Genomic DNA, 16,489 nt, shown 5'->3' on the forward strand with positions numbered 1-16,489 from the left:
ATCTTATATGGCTCTAAATACTTATGAATATGAGTAGTAAAAATATAAATATTGATTTTCTATATAATGATTTAAACGAAGATTTATATAAACTTTATAGAAATTCATCCTACCTAGCTATTGATACTGAAGCAATGGGTTTGATTCATGGAAGAGATAGATTGTGTTTAGTACAAATATGTAATGAATTTAAAAAAACATCTTGTATAAAAATCGAACTTAATACTAATTCTTCTCCTCATTTAAAAGCACTGCTTGAAAATGAAAAAATTACTAAAATCTTCCACTATGCAAGATTTGATTTAGCAGCACTAAAATGCAATCTTGGAATTAATACAAAAAATATTTTTTGTACAAAAATTGCTAGTAAGTTGGCAAGAACATATACAAATAAACATGGCTTAAAAGATTTAATAAATGAATTATTAGGTATAGAATTAGACAAAAGCGCACAAAGTAGTGATTGGGGTAGCAATGAAGATTTAACGATCAATCAATTAGATTATGCAGCAAATGATGTTAGATATTTAATTGAAGCCATGCATAAATTAAAAGTTATCTTACAGAGAGAAAATAGATATGAGTTAGCGAAAAAGTGTTTCAAAACAGTATCTGTGCATGCTGACTTAGACATTTTAAGATTTTCAAATATATTTGAACATTAAAATCAATCTTCAGTTAAAAAATTATCTTCACCATCAAGAGTTTCCATAAGCTTATCAAGTATCCTTGATGAACTTAATTTATCCTCTGCATTTTTTTCACAACTTTCTAAGAGATTTTGCGCAACTTGTATTTTTTCTTGAATAGTTTTAGAGCCTTCTTTTGCAATTTGAATTTCTACTTTCTTCTTAGCAGAAGATAAGCTTATACTCATAAGCTTCGCAATCTCTGCACAAATTTTCAGATATTGCCTATCATTTATTGGATACATAAAAAAAATTTAAAACGCAAGTGCCATTTACTAAGATAACAAATGAAAGATTATAGAATCTACAATTTTCTTGCTAGCGCCAGATTGGCCCATTCTTTTTTTTCCAATTTTCGCTTGCTCCAATCTATAAACTTTTTTTCTCAACAGTAACCTTAAACGTTTTAAAAGAATTTTTTTATTCTTGCAAACTAAAACACTACCTCCTAATAATCGAGATTGCCTTTTTGCAAATGATTTTGTGAATTGTGGCCCTGATCCTGGAAGAGAAAGAGATGGAATCCCTAGGCCAGCAATTTGTTCTGTAGCAGTTCCTGCATTAGACAAGCCAACATCTGCCATGGAGGCCCATAAATCGAATTGGCCTTTTCCAATCAATATATATTGTTCTCTCTTTTTCCATACTGAATCTTCATGAATCAAAAATTTGACTTTACTCTGTTTTTTAAAACCATGTTTGTTTAAATAACTTTGAATGTTAATCAAATTAGCATTAATACTCAAAGGCAAAAGTATTACCAAATCCTTAGGTAAATTAAAATCTTGCAAACAATCCAGAAAATTATCAAGATTCTTTAATGCTTCTGGGTATCTACTTCCAATTAACAAAATTATCCTTTTGAAAGCAATAATATTTGATATCTTTTCATTTTTTTTAGATACAAAGTCCATCATTGGATTACCCAAATATTTTGCAGGAATATTTTTTTTATTCAAATTATTAGCTGTGATTTTATCTCTCATAATTAAATTTTTACATCTTGGAGATGTCATTAAAAACATTTCCCATGGGTCCCATTCCGAACCCTTCAACTTATGATAAACATCGCTTAAAGCCCAACCCGGTCTACTACTCCACGTGTGATCACTTTTGGGAGTCCCAACAAAACTGAATTCACATTCTGAACACCAAGCAAAAAATAATGGTAGAAAATCTCCCACTGCAATAATTTTGCAGTTATGTTTTGACTTTCGTTTTACAATTAAAAAATTTCTTAAATTATCAATTAAAAATCCTGAAAACAAATCAAGTACAAATCCCTTCAGGCTTTGATTACTAAAACCTCCACTAGGCAGCTCTTTTAAATATCCTATTTTACGAAAATTCTTTGATTGTAAGGAATTAAATACATCTCCATTTCCTACTAAAGGCAAAACTTCAATATTTTTATTTTTTATTTTTTTTAATAATCTTTTGATTATTTCTAATGCAATTACATCTTCTCCATGGCCATTGCATATAAATAATAGAGAATGAGTCACCTTACTGTTAAGATCAGTAAAAGATTCAATTGAATCTTTTTCGGCGGCATGGCCAAGTGGTAAGGCAGAGGATTGCAAATCCTTTATCCCCAGTTCGAATCTGGGTGCCGCCTTTTTTAAATTAGTAAATAATTTCGCTGTAAAGCGTTCCAAGCACAAGAGTTTATTGTAGCGATTATTAATACTCAAGACGTTTAAAAATGGGCAGTAAGTTACCTAATAAATTATCAGGTTTTTTGATCCTTTGATATGCCTATATGCTTGAAAGTATGATATCTTCAATCGAGAATTTATTAAACAATTACTTTCCTATTTGTGAACCCACACCTTGCTTGAGTTCCTTTTGATATGCCTCTTTGCTTGAGAGTAAGATCTCGTTAATCGAGAATTTATTAAATAATGACTTTCCTATTTGTGAACCCAAACCTTTGTTATTGAGTTCCTTTTGATATGCCTCTTTGCTTGAGAGTAAGATCTCGTTAATCGAGAATTTATTAAATAATGACTTCCCTATTTGTGAAACTACATCTTTATTATTGAGTTCCTTTTGATATGCCTCTTTAGTTGAGAGTAAGATCTCGTTAATCGAGAATTTATTTAACAATGACATTCTTATTTGTGAAAATTGCTTTGTAGATGATCACTTAAGTTCTCAATTCTTTTATAACGCATAGCAACTTAGACTTCAACTGTGTGAGATCTTTTTTAAAAATCTATATACCTGACTTTGGCAATTATCTTCATTGCGTTCTCTTCCAAAACTCTTTTCATGATAATTGCATCTGCACTGTATTTTCTTCAATCTTTTGTATTCCTGATTCAAGGTTTCCTCCCCTATTCATTAGGGGGACACTTTAGAGATACCAGTTAATATCATTTACCGCCCGAAATTCCTTACGAATACGTTAATTAAGAGCAAAAATAAGCACTAAGAATAACCCTTATGGGCGGTAAGCGGGCGGTAAGTTTTTAATTTGTATCGCTGAAAAAGTAGTTATAGTTTCAATTCTAAGTATTCATACCCTAATTCGAATCTGGGTGGCGCCTTCCTTAATTTGTTTAAGCATTTAATTATAAAGTTTTAGAAAAACCTCAATTTTAAGTAAAGGGTAAACAATTTCAATTATTTATTGATATGTAGAAAATAATATTTTATTCATTATTTTCGATATAAATCTAAACTATTTTAGTAATCATTATCTGCCACACACATTCCTAAACATCTGATGCCATTTGATGCTGTCCTTTTGCAATGATTACATAAAATAAAATCTTTATTTGAAGAAAGCTTAACTTTTGAACTATTTTGAACCTTTAAACTTATTAACTCTTTTTTTGAATCAAATAGAGCCATTCTTAGAGTCATCACTTGAGTCGATACTAACAACTAGTGAAGCATTTGTGTTGGAAGAGGGGATATCCATAATTTTTACAGTTTCTTTAGGCTCATCAATAATTTGATTTTCTTCAACGCTTTCATCAACTGCACATGCTTCAAGAGCTTCTCGAAGTAGTGAATCAAAAGTTGCTCCTGGCAATCTATGTCTAGCAACCTCAAGAAAAGTTCTCGGTAAAGATTCAGAAGCGGCATCTCTCAAAGCAGGATTATTTTTTCTATGTTCTTGTTCTTCTTCTATGGATTTAATAAACCTAAGTGTTACATCTCTTTTGGTAGATGCTTTTATCAGCGTGTCATTTTCAGGATTGCTAATATTAGGCTCATTTTCAAGATCGCTAAGTCTTTTTTCCAAACTATTTAAAACTTCATTAGCTTCTTTGCTGATATGAGCTAATTGACCATCGGACAAATTAGGTAAATCAGCCACAAAAACCTTCCCATGATCCCTAAGTGTCAAAAAAGTAGGTCTTGGACCTTGAGACTGTCTACCACCAAAATCAGAATTATTACCTATTGGTCTTTTTGGAGGTGTAGGACCCGCTGAACTACGTCTACGTGTAATTCTTTTATTATTTGCAAAAGGCATTGAATTAAAGGTTAAATCTTAATACTTAAACTTCCGATATAACTCGGCGGTGATTTTATTATATTACATCTAACTTTTTCATTTGTGTATAAAAAAAATTTTTTAAACTTCAATCAAAATAGATGAACAAAAAATTAAGTTAAAATTTCAGGCAAAAATTTACTAATTTTTGAATCGTTTTTGTACACTATCTTTCCAATCTCCCAACTATCGATATCATGATCTTTACAAATATTTAATATTGAATTTTTAAATTGTTTATCAATTATTAAACAAAATCCGACTCCAAGATTGAAAGTATTCCAAAAGTCTTTTTCAGGAATCTTCCCTTCTTTTTTTAGAAATCTAAATAAAAATGGTATATCCCAAGAATTGGTATCGATATAAGGTATAAAATCAGAAGGAATGCATCTTGGTAGATTCTCTGGAATTCCTCCACCAGTAATATGAGACATTGCCTTAATTTCTATCTTTTCAGATAATATTTGGTCAATAACATTATTGTAAATTGTTGTAGGTTTCAATAACTCATCATAAAAATTTAAGTTTGAAACTTTTTCATATTCTTTCTCAATTTGATTATTATTTTGAATTATTTTTCTTACTAAACTAAAGCCGTTACTATGTACTCCATTACTTTCTAACGCAATTATTAAATCATTTTCTGATACTTTATTACCATTAATAAGTTTGTCCTCCTCAACTATTCCCACACAGAATCCTGCCAAATCATACTTATTCTTTGAATAGAATCCAGGCATTTCAGCAGTTTCTCCACCTAGTAATGAACATTTATTTTGTCCACAAGCATAGGAAATGCCTTTAACAACCTGCAATAATTGTTTTTTATCAAGCCTACCAGTAGCAATATAATCAAGAAAAAATAAAGGTTTTGCACCGCTAGTAATAATATCATTCATGCACATAGCAACCAAATCAATTCCAACCTCAAAGTGGAAGTTTTTATTTTGGGCTAATTCTAATTTTGTTCCAACACCATCAGTGCCTGAAACCAGGACTGGTTTTTTAAAAGTATCGATAGGAACTCTAAATAAACCTCCGAACCCACCAATACCTTCAATCACATTAGATGTATGCGTTTTTTCCACTGCCTGTTTAATTTCGCCAACAAATTCTCGCCCAGCTTCTACATCAACACCTGATGTTTTATAATCCATGAAATAAAAATGATAGACTTTCCTTATATAGATATTCCTCCTAAGATTGCTTTTGTCCAGTAATTAATTATCAAATAGATTTATTTTTTAAAACAAAGTGAAGAAAGTAATCATAAGGAAAAATGAAGAAATAGAGAATTGGAGGAGAAATATAAATAGTGATATTAACTTCATTCCAACAATGGGTAATCTCCATAATGGGCATACAAAACTAATATCAACAGCAAAAAAAGACAATTCCAACGTTAATTTAGTAAGTATTTTTATTAATCCACTTCAATTTGATAACAAATCAGATTTAGAAAATTATCCTAAAACAATTGACAACGATATTAAAATCGCCTTTTCACATGGAGCAGATGCCATCTTCATCCCAAGTAATGAAGATATATATCCACCGAATAATAAGAATATTAAATTCCTTAAAGCTTCTATAGAGTTATCTTCGGCATTATGTGGATTGAATCGAATTGGACATTTTGATGGCGTTTGTACTGTAATTTATAGATTATTGAATCTTGTCAAGCCAAAAAACCTTTATTTAGGCGAAAAAGATTGGCAACAACTAGTAATATTAAAGAATCTTGTCATAACAAAGAAATTAAATATAGCTATTAAATCTATTCCTACTCAGAGAGATTTTGATGGAATTCCTTTGAGTTCTCGTAATGTACATCTATCAAAAAACGAAAGAGAATTAGTTCGATTGTTTTCAAATCACTTATTACTAGCGAAAAAGAAATTTAAACAGGAAAAAAAAATTAATATAAAAGAAATAATTAAAAAGCTTTCAGCAGAAAAAATTTCAATTGAATATTTAGAACATTTGCACCCTTATACCCTTAAAAACACAGAAGATGAGGATAATATTTCAATTCTGGCTGGTGCGATAAGATGTGGAGAGACAAGATTAATTGATCACGTTTTTCTAATGAAAAGAAGCCCAATTATTGCAATTGATGGACCTGCCGGGTCAGGTAAAAGTACTGTTACAAAGTTAATAGCGAAGAAACTTAAACTTTTATATTTAGATACTGGAGCAATGTATAGGGCATTGAGTTGGCTTTTAATAAAAGAAAATATTGATTATAAAAAAGAACAAGAATTGAATAATATTCTTAAAGATATATCTATTATTTTCAAATCAAATGCAAATGCACATCAGGATGTTTTTATTAATAACTACTGCGTTACTGAAGAAATTCGGTCGCAAGAAATAAGTGCCATAGTCTCTAAAATATCCTCACTTAAAGAAGTTAGAAAATTCTTAGTAGAAGAACAAAGAAAAATTGGAGAATCAGGCGGACTTGTAGCTGAGGGCAGAGATATAGGAACTACTGTCTTCCCTGATGCAGAACTTAAAATATTTTTAACTGCAAGCATTGATGAAAGAGCAAAAAGAAGAAAGTCTGACAAACAAAGTAAAGACTCCCAAGATATAGACCTTAAAACATTAAAGGAGCTTATCAAGAAAAGAGATTTTGAAGATTCTAATAGGGAAATCTCACCTCTAAAAAAAGCGAATGACGCAATAGAAATTCTTTCAGATGGATATTCAATAAATGCAATAGTAGATAAAATTATTTATCTTTACAATGAAAAGATTCCTAAAGAGATCCAGAGCCAATAAATTTAAGAAATACTTTTCAAGAAGCCACTGACAGAGTCTTCTAAAATATCAAGGACATGATCAAATCCCTCATCACCTCCAAAATATGGGTCAGGAACTTCTTGCTCATTGAAAACTAATCTAAAATTTTGTATTTTTTTTATTGATGCAAAATCAGTTGAACATGTTCGATTCTTAAGATCTTGTATATTTCGAAAATTTGAATCGTCCATAGCAAGAATATAGTTAAATTCCTCAAAATCTTTACTAGTAATTTGACGAGCCCTACTTAAAATATTTATATCTCTTCTTTCTGCAGCAATTCTCATTCTCGAGTCAGCCTTTTTTCCTATATGCCAACTCCCAGTTCCAGCAGAATCTACAATAAAGCCATTTGTTAATCCTTTCTTTTGAAGTAAATTTATAAAAATAGCTTCTGCGGCAGGAGACCTACAAATGTTTCCCAAACATACAAAAAGAACAGCAATTTTTTTCATATGATTTCAAATTTTTATAAAAATTATAAGACGTTTAAGTAGTAAATAAGACTTCTTTAATTAAAGACTCAGTAAATTCCTTGCCAAACAAACTCGACAACATTGGCCTTGCTGGATCGTTGTCTCTTCTATATTTCAAATAATTATTCTGACCATTTATTAATTCTTTTTGCAGTTCAATATTGGCTTCATTGCTTTCAAAAAGAATTTCCAAATACAAATTAAGATATTCCTTAAATGCGGTATAAAGCTGATTAGCAATTAAAAAGTCACTCCTTTCTTCTTTTGGTAATTTTGACCAGATTACTCCAGGAGAGAAGAATCTAGCTACATCTGCAGACATTTTTTCAGCTAATGGGAGTGATGAATGACAACGAGTTTTGAGTTTTATAAGTTTTTCTAATAACTCATTATTGTATTGATTTTGTATTTTTAATGAAGGCTGGAAATCTAATACTAGTAAATGACTATTAGGTAGAGAAACAAAATCTACTCCAAAAAATGGGACGTTATAAATAGTATTAGGAATAATTAAAAAATTTAAAACAGAATAATTTGGACTATTAATACAAACTGCTCTTGCGAATTTAATTCTTTTTTTATGCGTTACACCCCAAGTAGAAAGATTCACATTTTTTTTTGATTTTTTTGAACCATAAGTTGAATCTTGATAAGCATATTCGGAGGGTATTATTTTTTCTAAACAGTTATATTTACTTAAATTATTAGTTAAATATTTTAGAAAATTATGCCATCTCCAATCTGGTCTATAAAAAATAGTATCTTGTATTAACATTCAACGAATAATCTCATTATTTAATGTAAAGAGAAATTTATTAATAAATTTTTTTGTCCATTTTTCTCCAAAAAAAGATTTAAACAATTTATCTGCCGGGTCTTTTTCGAAACTGTACTTATCATATTTAATTTGATTAATCTTTATTTCTTCTGCATTTAAAAATTGATTAACAGGATTCAATTTATACATGTTCAAATAATTATTTACAAATAAATGAAATATATTATTTAAATCTCTATCAAGATTTAATTTATTTCCTCTACATATAATTACCCATGGGGAAAAATACTTTTTTGAATCATAGATATTCTTCATTGTATTATTATCAAATTCAGAATATTTTTTCTTAATACTACCTAAACTTGAACAATATTTTTCAAGATACTTGCCTTCTTGAATTAACGGTTGATAATCAAGTATTGCTAATAACTTTTGAGAAGTTCCAAACCATAAAATATCAACTCCTAAGATAGGCACTTCACTATCGAAATTTGGATATGCCACGGTATTAAACACTTGCAGTTTTTTGCCACCATCTAATCTAGTTATTCGCCACTTTCTATATTCAGGAGTTGAAAACAGCCAATTTTTAATAATATATTTTGAGTCTTCATTGTGATGTTCTTTGAATTCGCTAGATATTTCCACTTCATGACCATTTAATTCATCAATATTGGCTTTAAGGAAATCAACTAATGAATCAAACATAAATTACTAGGTCTCGGTGCTTCCTTTCCTAACTTTTTTTGTAATATAATTGAATACAATCTTGCCTAAAACAGCAATCAAGTTACCTTCAAGCTCCTTAAACATTTTCATATTGTAAGTAAAAGCTTGATTAGCTTCATCAATAATTTGATCAGCAATATTTTGATTTATCGGAAGTTGATTCAAAGTAAGGGAATATTCTTCCTTGAATTTCTTTTCATCCGCAATTAATTCAAACTCGTAAAAATTTAAACCATCATTTCCCTTCAAATTTAATGCTTTTTTGGCGATCCTTTTCAAAATTTGCCCCCCAGATAAATCTCCTATATAACGTGTATAGTGGTGACCAACCAATAGCTCTGGTGAATTTTTTGCGACCTCACGGATTCTTTCAACGTATTCTTTTGCTGATTGAGAAATATTAATTTCATTCTTCCAGTTATCACCAAAATAAAATTTAAGATCATTTTCAAGAGTTTCTTTCCTGAATAATGATTTAAAACCAATAGGTTTTATTACCGGATGATCCTCATGGACCAATCTTTCAATTTCTTCTTCCATGGCTTCATAAACAAAATATAAATCACTAATTAATTTTCTATAAGATTTTTTTTCAACAACTCCTTTTAAAAAACAAGCCACAAAGCCAGTATTTTCTGCCATAGTGTGGGATTTTTTTGTCCCTTCTCTTAATTGTCCTGCAAGAGCGACTGCCATATATTTTGAATTATTTTTGTAAGTGTATTTAATCTACAAGGAAAATACATAAAACAGCTAATTTTTGTTACCAGCGGATGTTGTAGAGAATAACTTATAAAGTTCCTTACAAACCAAAAAAAGATTATCTTTTTGTTCCTTTTGCGGTAGATGAGTGCCAGTCATTTCCCAATCACCGATGGTAGCCACTCTCCATCTCTCGGAGGGAACAATCATCCCTCGCATTATTATTCCTAACAATTTGGGGACTCTGTCATTTTTATCATTTTCAATTCTTAATTGTAAGAGTATTGCTCTACATTCAATAAGAGGGCTCCAACCAGGGAAATGAAACGCAAAATCAATAGTATCTTGCATGGATTCATTATTAGAATTGTCCCAGGGACTAAAGTTTACGCTGGCATCAGGAAAATATTTCCGAAACAAAGCTGCAGTAGAAGCAATTTTATTAGCTATTTCAACATTACTTACATTTGAACTCGCATTCATAAATAGCTGAGTATTTTTTTTGAAAATGACATAATTTTCTTTAACTTGCTTATTAACTACTTTTTCTTTTAATAAAGATGTTGAAATGCTGATCAATAAAGTATTCTCAATTCACATTTGAATAATAAATTTCTAGCTTTTAAAGAAAATAACTCATCGCAAATTACAATACGAAGAACTTCAATGATTTATCTTTTATTAATTGAATTGCTATGCCAAAATTTGAAAAATTAACTTTACCTAATGAAGGCGAGATAATAACTTTTAATCAAGGCAAACCTAATGTTCCTAATAATCCCATTGTCCCTTTTATCAGAGGTGATGGTACTGGAGTTGATATTTGGCCAGCTACTCAAATTGTTCTTGATTCAGCGATTAAAAAAAGTTATGGGGATGAAAGAAAAATTCATTGGTTTAAAGTCTATGCAGGCGATGAAGCTTGTGAAATTTATGGAACATATAACTATCTCCCTCAAGATACTATTGAAGCAATCAGACACTTCGGTGTAGCCATCAAAGGTCCTTTAACGACACCCATCGGAGGAGGCATTAGATCTCTGAATGTTGCATTAAGACAAATCTTTGATTTATATAGCTGTGTTAGACCATGCAGATATTATTCAGGAACTCCAAGCCCTCACAAAAATCCCCAAAATTTAGACGTTATTGTTTATAGAGAAAATACTGAAGATATCTACATGGGAATTGAATGGGAAGCCGAAGATAGTAATTGTCTTGAATTAATTAATCACTTAAATAACATTGTCATACCAAAAAGTAAAAATTTAAAAAATAGATCCATACCAAACGGATCAGGAATTGGAATAAAACCAGTTAGTAAATTTGGTAGCCAAAGGCATATTAGAAAGGCTATTGAACATGCCAAAAGATTATCAGGAGATAAAAGGCATGTGACTCTTGTACATAAAGGGAATATTATGAAATATACCGAAGGTGCCTTTAGAGATTGGGGATATGAATTAGCAGTCAATGAATTTAGAGAAGATTGCATTACAGAAAGAGAAAGCTGGATTTTAGACAATATTCAGAAAAATCCAGAAATTACAATTGAAAATAATGCTCGAAAAGTCGAACCAGGTTTTGACAAGCTTACAAATAACAAAAAAGCATTTATTTGCGAAGAAATTAAAGAAGTTATTGCGTCAATCTCAAATTCTCATGGAGATGGGAAATGGAGAGAACTTATTCTTGTTGATGATCGGATAGCTGACAGTATATTTCAACAAATTCAAACTAGACCTCAAGAATATTCAATTCTTGCGACACTAAACCTCAATGGGGACTATGTTTCTGATGCAGCTGCAGCAATTGTTGGTGGCCTAGGTATGGCTCCTGGTGCAAATATTGGAGATAATGCAGCAATTTTCGAAGCCACGCACGGTACTGCGCCAAAACATGCAGGCTTAAATAAGATCAATCCAGGATCAGTAATTCTTAGTGGTGTAATGATGCTTGAATATTTTGGTTGGGATGAAGCAGCCAACTTAATTACTAATGGTTTGAGTAAGGCAATAGAGCAAAAAAAAGTTACCTATGATCTAGCACGTTTAATGGAACCGAAAGTAGAACCCTTATCCTGCAGCAGTTTTGCTGAAGAAATTATCTCAAACTTCTAATTTTAAAAATTATTTTTATTTTCAAAAACTTTCCAAATATTCACCAGTGAATCTTTAGTGCCAATGTTTCCAGGATGTGTAACAATTGGAAGTTTTTCGTCATTTTTTAGGTTATAAGTCACCACTGAAATGCCTGTTAAAATCTGTCCCTCAAGATAAACATAATCTGCATTAAGTCCATTACTAAGAATGACATTTGTTGTAATTCCTCCTTTTGAAATTAAATATCCTATTTCATACTTCAAATCTGCGACTAATTCAGCCATAAAAAGAGCAAGTGCATTATAAAAATTAAATTGTTCAGAATAATTTAAAGACATAAATTTTCTTGAAGTAAACAATACAGGAGTTTTTCCTTTCTGAAAAGAAAATCTAATTTCTTTCAAAAATTTATTTTTAAACAAATTCCTTCGCTTCTGATTATTCTCTGATGAAGTGATTTTAAAGAATTCAAAAACATCTAATTCAATTGGATTGCAATTACTGCTCTCTAATAAATTTTTTAATTGAATTGTTGAAAGTTCCACATAAGATCCAACAATTATCAGTCCTGGAAGAAAACTCTTTTCTCTATTTCTTATCCTTAAATTCGAGAAGAATGTCTCAACCTGAGGGACGCTTTTTTTCTCAGAAATTGAACTTATAAAACTTGCTGCAGTTCGAAAAAGGAATTTTTTTTGTTTAGTTAATTTTTTAATTACTAAAGAAAATTTTTTTAGTTGAGAATAATTTTCTACATCTACAATTACATGTTTATTATTCTGCAAGTTCTTTAGTGTTTGAAAAACAATGTTATTCTCTTCATCATTTAGAATTTCGATATCTGACAATAAAAGATTTCGAATATCTTCAATATTTATTTGCGATTTACTCTTCTGAAATAAAAGATTCTTGACATTACTTGTCTCATATCCAAATATTTTATCTCTTGCGAAAATTGTTTGATTAATAGGAGTTTTATCAACAAAGTGTGATCCATTAATTGTTAATCTTTTCCCCTCAATAAAAGCTGGAATATGAAAGGTAGCATCAAAAGGACCTAAGCAACTATTTAGTACACTTGGTTCTAAAAAGTTATGTCCGCGGAGAGTAGAGTCTCCTCTACTTATAATAATAATTTCTTCTTCACAAGCTTGATAAGCTATAACGGTCTTAAGATTTTTGCAAATTTCCTCTATTGTTAATTTCGCATCACTTTCCGATAGTGACCTTGTATTAGCCAAAATAAAAAATAAATTAGATTTAGATTCAAAACCTTTGACTAAAGTTGCGCAGTCCCACTTAAGAAGCAATAAGCAATCATGAACAGTTTGAGAGCCTGTTGGATCATCATCAATAACAACAAATTTCATAAGTATTGCATAATTACTTAAGAGATTTTATTTGTATTGAGGCATTAAACCTTTGACTATCATTTGAAGGAATCATAATGTTTCTGAATCCATCAACAAAAGAATTTCGAGGACTAGTCCAAGGTTCGAGACATATCATTCTTCTTGGAGGATCACTCCAAATAACACCTAAATCAAAAGGGTATGGATGATTTAAAGTTACCTGTCTTTTAAAAATTTTATCCCGAAAAGAGCTCCTACCGGAGGTATACATAAGTAGATCAACGCCTAAATTAATATTACTTAACTCATCCAAAGTATTACTAATAATGTTTTTTGCTTGATTCTGACAATTACGTGGATTATCAATAAACTCTAAATTTTTGAAATCTGAAACATTAAAATAAGGATGCAATCCAAAATTCATAGGCATTGCAGTTTCTGTTTTATTTTGAATAGTAATTTCAAATTCTAAACAGTTCATCTTTAAGGTAACTTCTATTCTTAGTTCGAAATCGTAAGGATAATATTTTTTGGTTTGTTTAGATTCATTTAAAAATAAACATAAAGATTTTTTATTTTCACTTAAGGAGTATTGCCATTGCAAATCCCTAGCGAAACCATGTTGTGTTAATTGCAGATAATCACTTCCAAATAGTGAACTAGAGGTATTGAGATTTCCACAAATTGGAAACAAGATGGGAATGCCTCCCCTAATACTTTTTGTCTTATCCATAAATCTTTTTTCATCGAAATAAAGTATCTCTTTACCATTCGAAACCCAATTTGTAATAACACCTCCTCTTTTAGGACAAAATTTAATATAGTTTTTTTGATCTAATTGAAAAACAAAAATTCCTTGGTCTTTATTAGATAATTGAATTTGCAAAATTTTACTTAAATAGAATCAACCCAATCCAAAATATGCTGATTAACTAATTCAGGTATTTCATCATGAGGACAATGTCCCGCATCAAGAATGATTTCTTTTGTATTCTTAGGTGTAAATTTTTTATATAGATTTCTTTTTTTTGGAGTATTCATCCAAGGATCTTTGCCTCCCCAGAGCAGTAATAATGGTGAATCGAGTTTTGCGAATAACTTATCCAACGGCAATCCTTGGGGACCTGAGGGGTTAAATACACTTCTGAAAACATTAAAAGCTCCATAATCTAGCGAAGGCTTTCTTATTGATTCAACTAAAAAATCATCAACATTTTTTTTATCAACATATACCTGTTTCAAAGTTTTTTTAATATTTTTTGGATTTCTCATATTCTCAAAAATCAAACGTTGAAAAACAACATTTTTTAAAAAAATGCCCGCAACTGTTTCTATTGAAGTTTGCAACATGTTTTTCTTAATAGTTTTTTCTTCACTAAAATATCCAGCAGCATTAATTAATATCACTCCTGCATTAAGTTCATTTAATTCTGAACCAGCTGCTAATGCTGCATAACCACCTAATGAATTTCCAACAACAATTGTAGGTTTTTTTATTTTCTCTTTTACGTAAGCTACAACCTGATCTTTCCATAAAGATCCTGAGTATTCAACATCTTGAGGCTTAGGACTTTTTCCAAAACCAAGTAAATCCATTGCATGAACTTCATATTTATTGCTCAAAGAAGGGATATTAAATCTCCAATGATCCGTAGAAGCTCCAAAACCATGAATTAATAAAATTGCACATTCTTTGGCGGTTTTCTCAGGCTTAGCTGAAACAGTATGTATTGGGTAATTTAAAAAATTCCAGTCATAATTAACATCACTATCTATTGGTACTGATTTTTTCATTCATCAAATTTATATTTTAGGTAATTCTAATAAAATTATTTCCTAAAGAAGACCCATAGGATCAGCTGCAACATCATCTGAAATTTTATTCCCCCCACCAGGTGTCTTATCTTTTAGAACAATTCTTAAGAGAACAGGAGCAAGAAATGTCGTACCAATCACCATTAATAAAATTGCTGCTTCAAGAGACGGTGTGAGAAGACCAGCACTTGTACCAAGCCCAAGGAATATTAGACCAACTTCTCCTCTAGGCATCATACCCAAACCTACTACTAATCTATTTGTAGGTTTATCACTTGAAAATACCCATCCGGCTGCAATTTTTCCAATTATTGCAACAACTAATAAAAATCCTGCAACTATTAAAGCTGATCTACTCGTTGGATCAAGTGGATTAATAACTGATAAATCCATTCCAGCTCCTACTAACACAAAGAAAATCGTTGCGAATAATGATACTAAAGGTAATACGGATTGTTGAATTGCATGATTATTCTTAGAACTACTAAGAATCAATCCAGCCGCAAAAGCCCCTAAAGCAGCTTCTAATCCAATGGCTGTTGCAACAAAGCAACACAACACAAGTATCACAAAGGACGCAACCACTACCGCGCCAGGAGCTTTTAATCTATCTAATAGCCAATCAAAACCTGGTGCAGCTGTTCGACTTAATGCAATAGCAGCAATAACAAATACTACAGCTGCGGCAACTAATTTAACGATAGGAGCAATTTCTAAAGAACCTCCTGCAGCAAGAGCTACAACAACTGCGAGAATAACAATACCCAAAATATCGTCTAGAACCGCTGCACCAATAACAATCTGACCTTCTCTAGTTTTCAAATATCCTAATTCACCGAAAACACTAGCAGTTATTCCTATACTTGTTGCCGTCATAGATGCTCCAGCAAAAACTGCTGGAATTAGATCTACTTGAAAAATAAGCATTAATCCAAGAGTTCCAAAAGCAAAAGGTAAAATGACCCCAGCCATTGCAACCGTAAAAGCCTGAGCGCCGACAGCTACGAGTTCCTCTAACTCACTTTCTAATCCTGTTAAAAATAAAAGGGCGTATAATCCAAGTGTTGCTACTGCTTGAAGAGATGGAAAACTTTCGAAATAAACATCTGGTACTGCTTCTGGAGGAATTGAAGCTAATGAACTAATAACATTGACAAGTCCTTCATTTAGTTCAGTTCCGGCTGAGGGTGGAATTAATAGATGGAATCCTGATGCTCCTATTACAACCCCTGCAAGAAGCTCACCTACAATCGTTGGTAAACTTAGCCTTACTAATACTTCTGCTAATGCTCTTGCAGCTAAAAATATCAAAAGAAATCTTATAACTCCTATCAACGTTTCAGCGACTTCTAAATCATGTGCACTTAATTCCGCAAACAAAGAATACATATGAGATGCAAAAAAAAATAAACTACCTAATTGGAAGATAGTTTATTGAGGGCCCACTTTAAGAAATATGTAAAAAAAAAGCAAAAATACTCAACAAGTGTGGATCTGAAGTTACAACAAAGAAATTTTCAAAAAAAT

General features: G+C 31.0%; 18 protein-coding genes and 1 tRNA gene. 4 read left to right on the forward strand and 15 right to left on the reverse strand.

Annotation, left to right across the window (positions count from 1 at the left end):
• Window positions 1–29: 29 nt before the first annotated feature.
• The gene (locus SOI86_RS05885) at window positions 30–665 is read left to right on the forward strand and encodes a ribonuclease D (protein WP_320680917.1); all 636 of its coding nucleotides are present in this window, start codon (window positions 30–32) and stop codon (window positions 663–665) included.
• 2 nt (window positions 666–667) lie between these two features.
• Here SOI86_RS05885 and SOI86_RS05890 read toward each other — a convergent pair whose 3' ends face one another.
• Both SOI86_RS05890 and SOI86_RS05895 read right to left on the reverse strand, forming a co-directional pair.
• A complete protein-coding gene (locus tag SOI86_RS05890) occupies window positions 668–934 on the reverse strand; it encodes a hypothetical protein (protein ID WP_320680918.1) in 267 nt (88 codons plus the stop codon).
• 30 nt (window positions 935–964) lie between these two features.
• Window positions 965–2,194 carry a lipid-A-disaccharide synthase-related protein gene (locus tag SOI86_RS05895; RefSeq protein ID WP_320680919.1) on the reverse strand — a complete coding sequence of 410 codons (1,230 nt, stop codon included), beginning with the start codon at window positions 2,192–2,194 and terminating at the stop codon, window positions 965–967.
• A gap of 42 nt (window positions 2,195–2,236) precedes the next feature.
• On the opposite strand from SOI86_RS05895, the gene SOI86_RS05900 reads away from it, so the two are divergent.
• A tRNA-Cys gene (locus SOI86_RS05900) sits at window positions 2,237–2,307 on the forward strand.
• 188 nt (window positions 2,308–2,495) lie between these two features.
• Here the strand turns inward: SOI86_RS05900 and SOI86_RS05905 are convergent.
• The 4 genes from SOI86_RS05905 to purM all read right to left on the reverse strand — a co-directional run bounded on the left by SOI86_RS05905 (window position 2,496) and on the right by purM (window position 5,357).
• A complete protein-coding gene (locus tag SOI86_RS05905) occupies window positions 2,496–2,804 on the reverse strand; it encodes a hypothetical protein (RefSeq protein WP_320680920.1) in 309 nt (102 codons plus the stop codon).
• 576 nt (window positions 2,805–3,380) lie between these two features.
• Window positions 3,381–3,548, reverse strand: a complete 168-nt coding sequence (locus SOI86_RS05910) for a hypothetical protein (protein WP_320680921.1) — start codon at window positions 3,546–3,548, stop codon at window positions 3,381–3,383.
• Window positions 3,535–4,179, reverse strand: a complete 645-nt coding sequence (locus SOI86_RS05915) for a histidine phosphotransferase (RefSeq protein WP_320680922.1) — start codon at window positions 4,177–4,179, stop codon at window positions 3,535–3,537. The genes SOI86_RS05910 and SOI86_RS05915 overlap by 14 nt, the downstream gene beginning before the upstream one ends.
• A gap of 134 nt (window positions 4,180–4,313) precedes the next feature.
• Window positions 4,314–5,357, reverse strand: a complete 1,044-nt coding sequence (gene purM, locus SOI86_RS05920) for a phosphoribosylformylglycinamidine cyclo-ligase (RefSeq protein WP_320680923.1) — start codon at window positions 5,355–5,357, stop codon at window positions 4,314–4,316.
• A 97-nt stretch (window positions 5,358–5,454) separates the two neighbouring features.
• On the opposite strand from purM, the gene SOI86_RS05925 reads away from it, so the two are divergent.
• The gene (locus tag SOI86_RS05925; protein ID WP_320680924.1) at window positions 5,455–6,987 is read left to right on the forward strand and encodes a bifunctional pantoate--beta-alanine ligase/(d)CMP kinase; all 1,533 of its coding nucleotides are present in this window, start codon (window positions 5,455–5,457) and stop codon (window positions 6,985–6,987) included.
• 2 nt (window positions 6,988–6,989) lie between these two features.
• On the opposite strand, the gene SOI86_RS05930 is transcribed toward SOI86_RS05925, so the two are convergent.
• From SOI86_RS05930 to SOI86_RS05950, 5 genes are read right to left on the reverse strand one after another with little or no spacing between them, the layout of a single operon-like run.
• Entirely contained in the window at window positions 6,990–7,463 is a 474-nt protein-coding gene (locus tag SOI86_RS05930) for a low molecular weight protein-tyrosine-phosphatase (protein WP_320680925.1), read from the reverse strand.
• A 34-nt stretch (window positions 7,464–7,497) separates the two neighbouring features.
• Window positions 7,498–8,259, reverse strand: coding sequence for a phycoerythrobilin:ferredoxin oxidoreductase (locus tag SOI86_RS05935; RefSeq protein WP_320680926.1), 762 nt, complete (start codon window positions 8,257–8,259; stop codon window positions 7,498–7,500).
• Window positions 8,260–8,970 (reverse strand): 15,16-dihydrobiliverdin:ferredoxin oxidoreductase, encoded by a 711-nt coding sequence (locus SOI86_RS05940; protein WP_320680927.1) that lies wholly within the window; start codon window positions 8,968–8,970, stop codon window positions 8,260–8,262.
• Between the two features lie 6 nt (window positions 8,971–8,976).
• Complete coding sequence (locus tag SOI86_RS05945; protein ID WP_320680928.1) at window positions 8,977–9,687, reverse strand: heme oxygenase (biliverdin-producing); 711 nt, start codon at window positions 9,685–9,687, stop codon at window positions 8,977–8,979.
• A gap of 57 nt (window positions 9,688–9,744) precedes the next feature.
• Entirely contained in the window at window positions 9,745–10,176 is a 432-nt protein-coding gene (locus tag SOI86_RS05950) for a hypothetical protein (protein WP_320682501.1), read from the reverse strand.
• Window positions 10,177–10,388: 212 nt separating this feature from the next.
• Between SOI86_RS05950 and SOI86_RS05955 the strand changes: the two genes are divergently transcribed.
• On the forward strand, window positions 10,389–11,813 hold the full coding sequence (locus SOI86_RS05955) for an NADP-dependent isocitrate dehydrogenase (protein WP_320680929.1): 1,425 nt from the start codon (window positions 10,389–10,391) through the stop codon (window positions 11,811–11,813).
• Between the two features lie 2 nt (window positions 11,814–11,815).
• On the opposite strand, the gene SOI86_RS05960 is transcribed toward SOI86_RS05955, so the two are convergent.
• From SOI86_RS05960 to SOI86_RS05975, 4 genes are read right to left on the reverse strand one after another with little or no spacing between them, the layout of a single operon-like run.
• On the reverse strand, window positions 11,816–13,165 hold the full coding sequence (locus SOI86_RS05960; protein ID WP_320680930.1) for a four-carbon acid sugar kinase family protein: 1,350 nt from the start codon (window positions 13,163–13,165) through the stop codon (window positions 11,816–11,818).
• Between the two features lie 13 nt (window positions 13,166–13,178).
• Entirely contained in the window at window positions 13,179–14,033 is an 855-nt protein-coding gene (locus SOI86_RS05965; protein WP_320680931.1) for a galactose mutarotase, read from the reverse strand.
• A gap of 8 nt (window positions 14,034–14,041) precedes the next feature.
• Window positions 14,042–14,941 carry an alpha/beta fold hydrolase gene (locus SOI86_RS05970; protein ID WP_320680932.1) on the reverse strand — a complete coding sequence of 300 codons (900 nt, stop codon included), beginning with the start codon at window positions 14,939–14,941 and terminating at the stop codon, window positions 14,042–14,044.
• Between the two features lie 42 nt (window positions 14,942–14,983).
• The gene (locus tag SOI86_RS05975) at window positions 14,984–16,351 is read right to left on the reverse strand and encodes a cation:proton antiporter (RefSeq protein ID WP_320680933.1); all 1,368 of its coding nucleotides are present in this window, start codon (window positions 16,349–16,351) and stop codon (window positions 14,984–14,986) included.
• Window positions 16,352–16,489: the final 138 nt, after the last annotated feature.

It is taken from the genome of Prochlorococcus sp. MIT 1314, from assembly GCF_034093315.1.
Classification (GTDB): domain Bacteria; phylum Cyanobacteriota; class Cyanobacteriia; order PCC-6307; family Cyanobiaceae; genus Prochlorococcus_A; species Prochlorococcus_A marinus_Y.

What these genes read in the sequence shown, in the direction of transcription:
- SOI86_RS05885 (WP_320680917.1), top strand. Translation starts at nt 30, where the DNA reads ATGAGTAGTAAAAATATAAATATTGATTTTCTATATAATGATTTAAAC.
- SOI86_RS05890 (WP_320680918.1), bottom strand. Translation starts at nt 934, where the DNA reads ATGTATCCAATAAATGATAGGCAATATCTGAAAATTTGTGCAGAGATT.
- SOI86_RS05905 (WP_320680920.1), bottom strand. Translation starts at nt 2,804, where the DNA reads ATGTCATTGTTAAATAAATTCTCGATTAACGAGATCTTACTCTCAACT.
- SOI86_RS05910 (WP_320680921.1), bottom strand. Translation starts at nt 3,548, where the DNA reads ATGGCTCTATTTGATTCAAAAAAAGAGTTAATAAGTTTAAAGGTTCAA.
- SOI86_RS05915 (WP_320680922.1), bottom strand. Translation starts at nt 4,179, where the DNA reads ATGCCTTTTGCAAATAATAAAAGAATTACACGTAGACGTAGTTCAGCG.
- purM (WP_320680923.1), bottom strand. Translation starts at nt 5,357, where the DNA reads ATGGATTATAAAACATCAGGTGTTGATGTAGAAGCTGGGCGAGAATTT.
- SOI86_RS05930 (WP_320680925.1), bottom strand. Translation starts at nt 7,463, where the DNA reads ATGAAAAAAATTGCTGTTCTTTTTGTATGTTTGGGAAACATTTGTAGG.
- SOI86_RS05935 (WP_320680926.1), bottom strand. Translation starts at nt 8,259, where the DNA reads ATGTTAATACAAGATACTATTTTTTATAGACCAGATTGGAGATGGCAT.
- SOI86_RS05940 (WP_320680927.1), bottom strand. Translation starts at nt 8,970, where the DNA reads ATGTTTGATTCATTAGTTGATTTCCTTAAAGCCAATATTGATGAATTA.
- SOI86_RS05945 (WP_320680928.1), bottom strand. Translation starts at nt 9,687, where the DNA reads ATGGCAGTCGCTCTTGCAGGACAATTAAGAGAAGGGACAAAAAAATCC.
- SOI86_RS05950 (WP_320682501.1), bottom strand. Translation starts at nt 10,176, where the DNA reads ATGAATGCGAGTTCAAATGTAAGTAATGTTGAAATAGCTAATAAAATT.
- SOI86_RS05955 (WP_320680929.1), top strand. Translation starts at nt 10,389, where the DNA reads ATGCCAAAATTTGAAAAATTAACTTTACCTAATGAAGGCGAGATAATA.
- SOI86_RS05960 (WP_320680930.1), bottom strand. Translation starts at nt 13,165, where the DNA reads ATGAAATTTGTTGTTATTGATGATGATCCAACAGGCTCTCAAACTGTT.
- SOI86_RS05970 (WP_320680932.1), bottom strand. Translation starts at nt 14,941, where the DNA reads ATGAAAAAATCAGTACCAATAGATAGTGATGTTAATTATGACTGGAAT.
- SOI86_RS05975 (WP_320680933.1), bottom strand. Translation starts at nt 16,351, where the DNA reads ATGTATTCTTTGTTTGCGGAATTAAGTGCACATGATTTAGAAGTCGCT.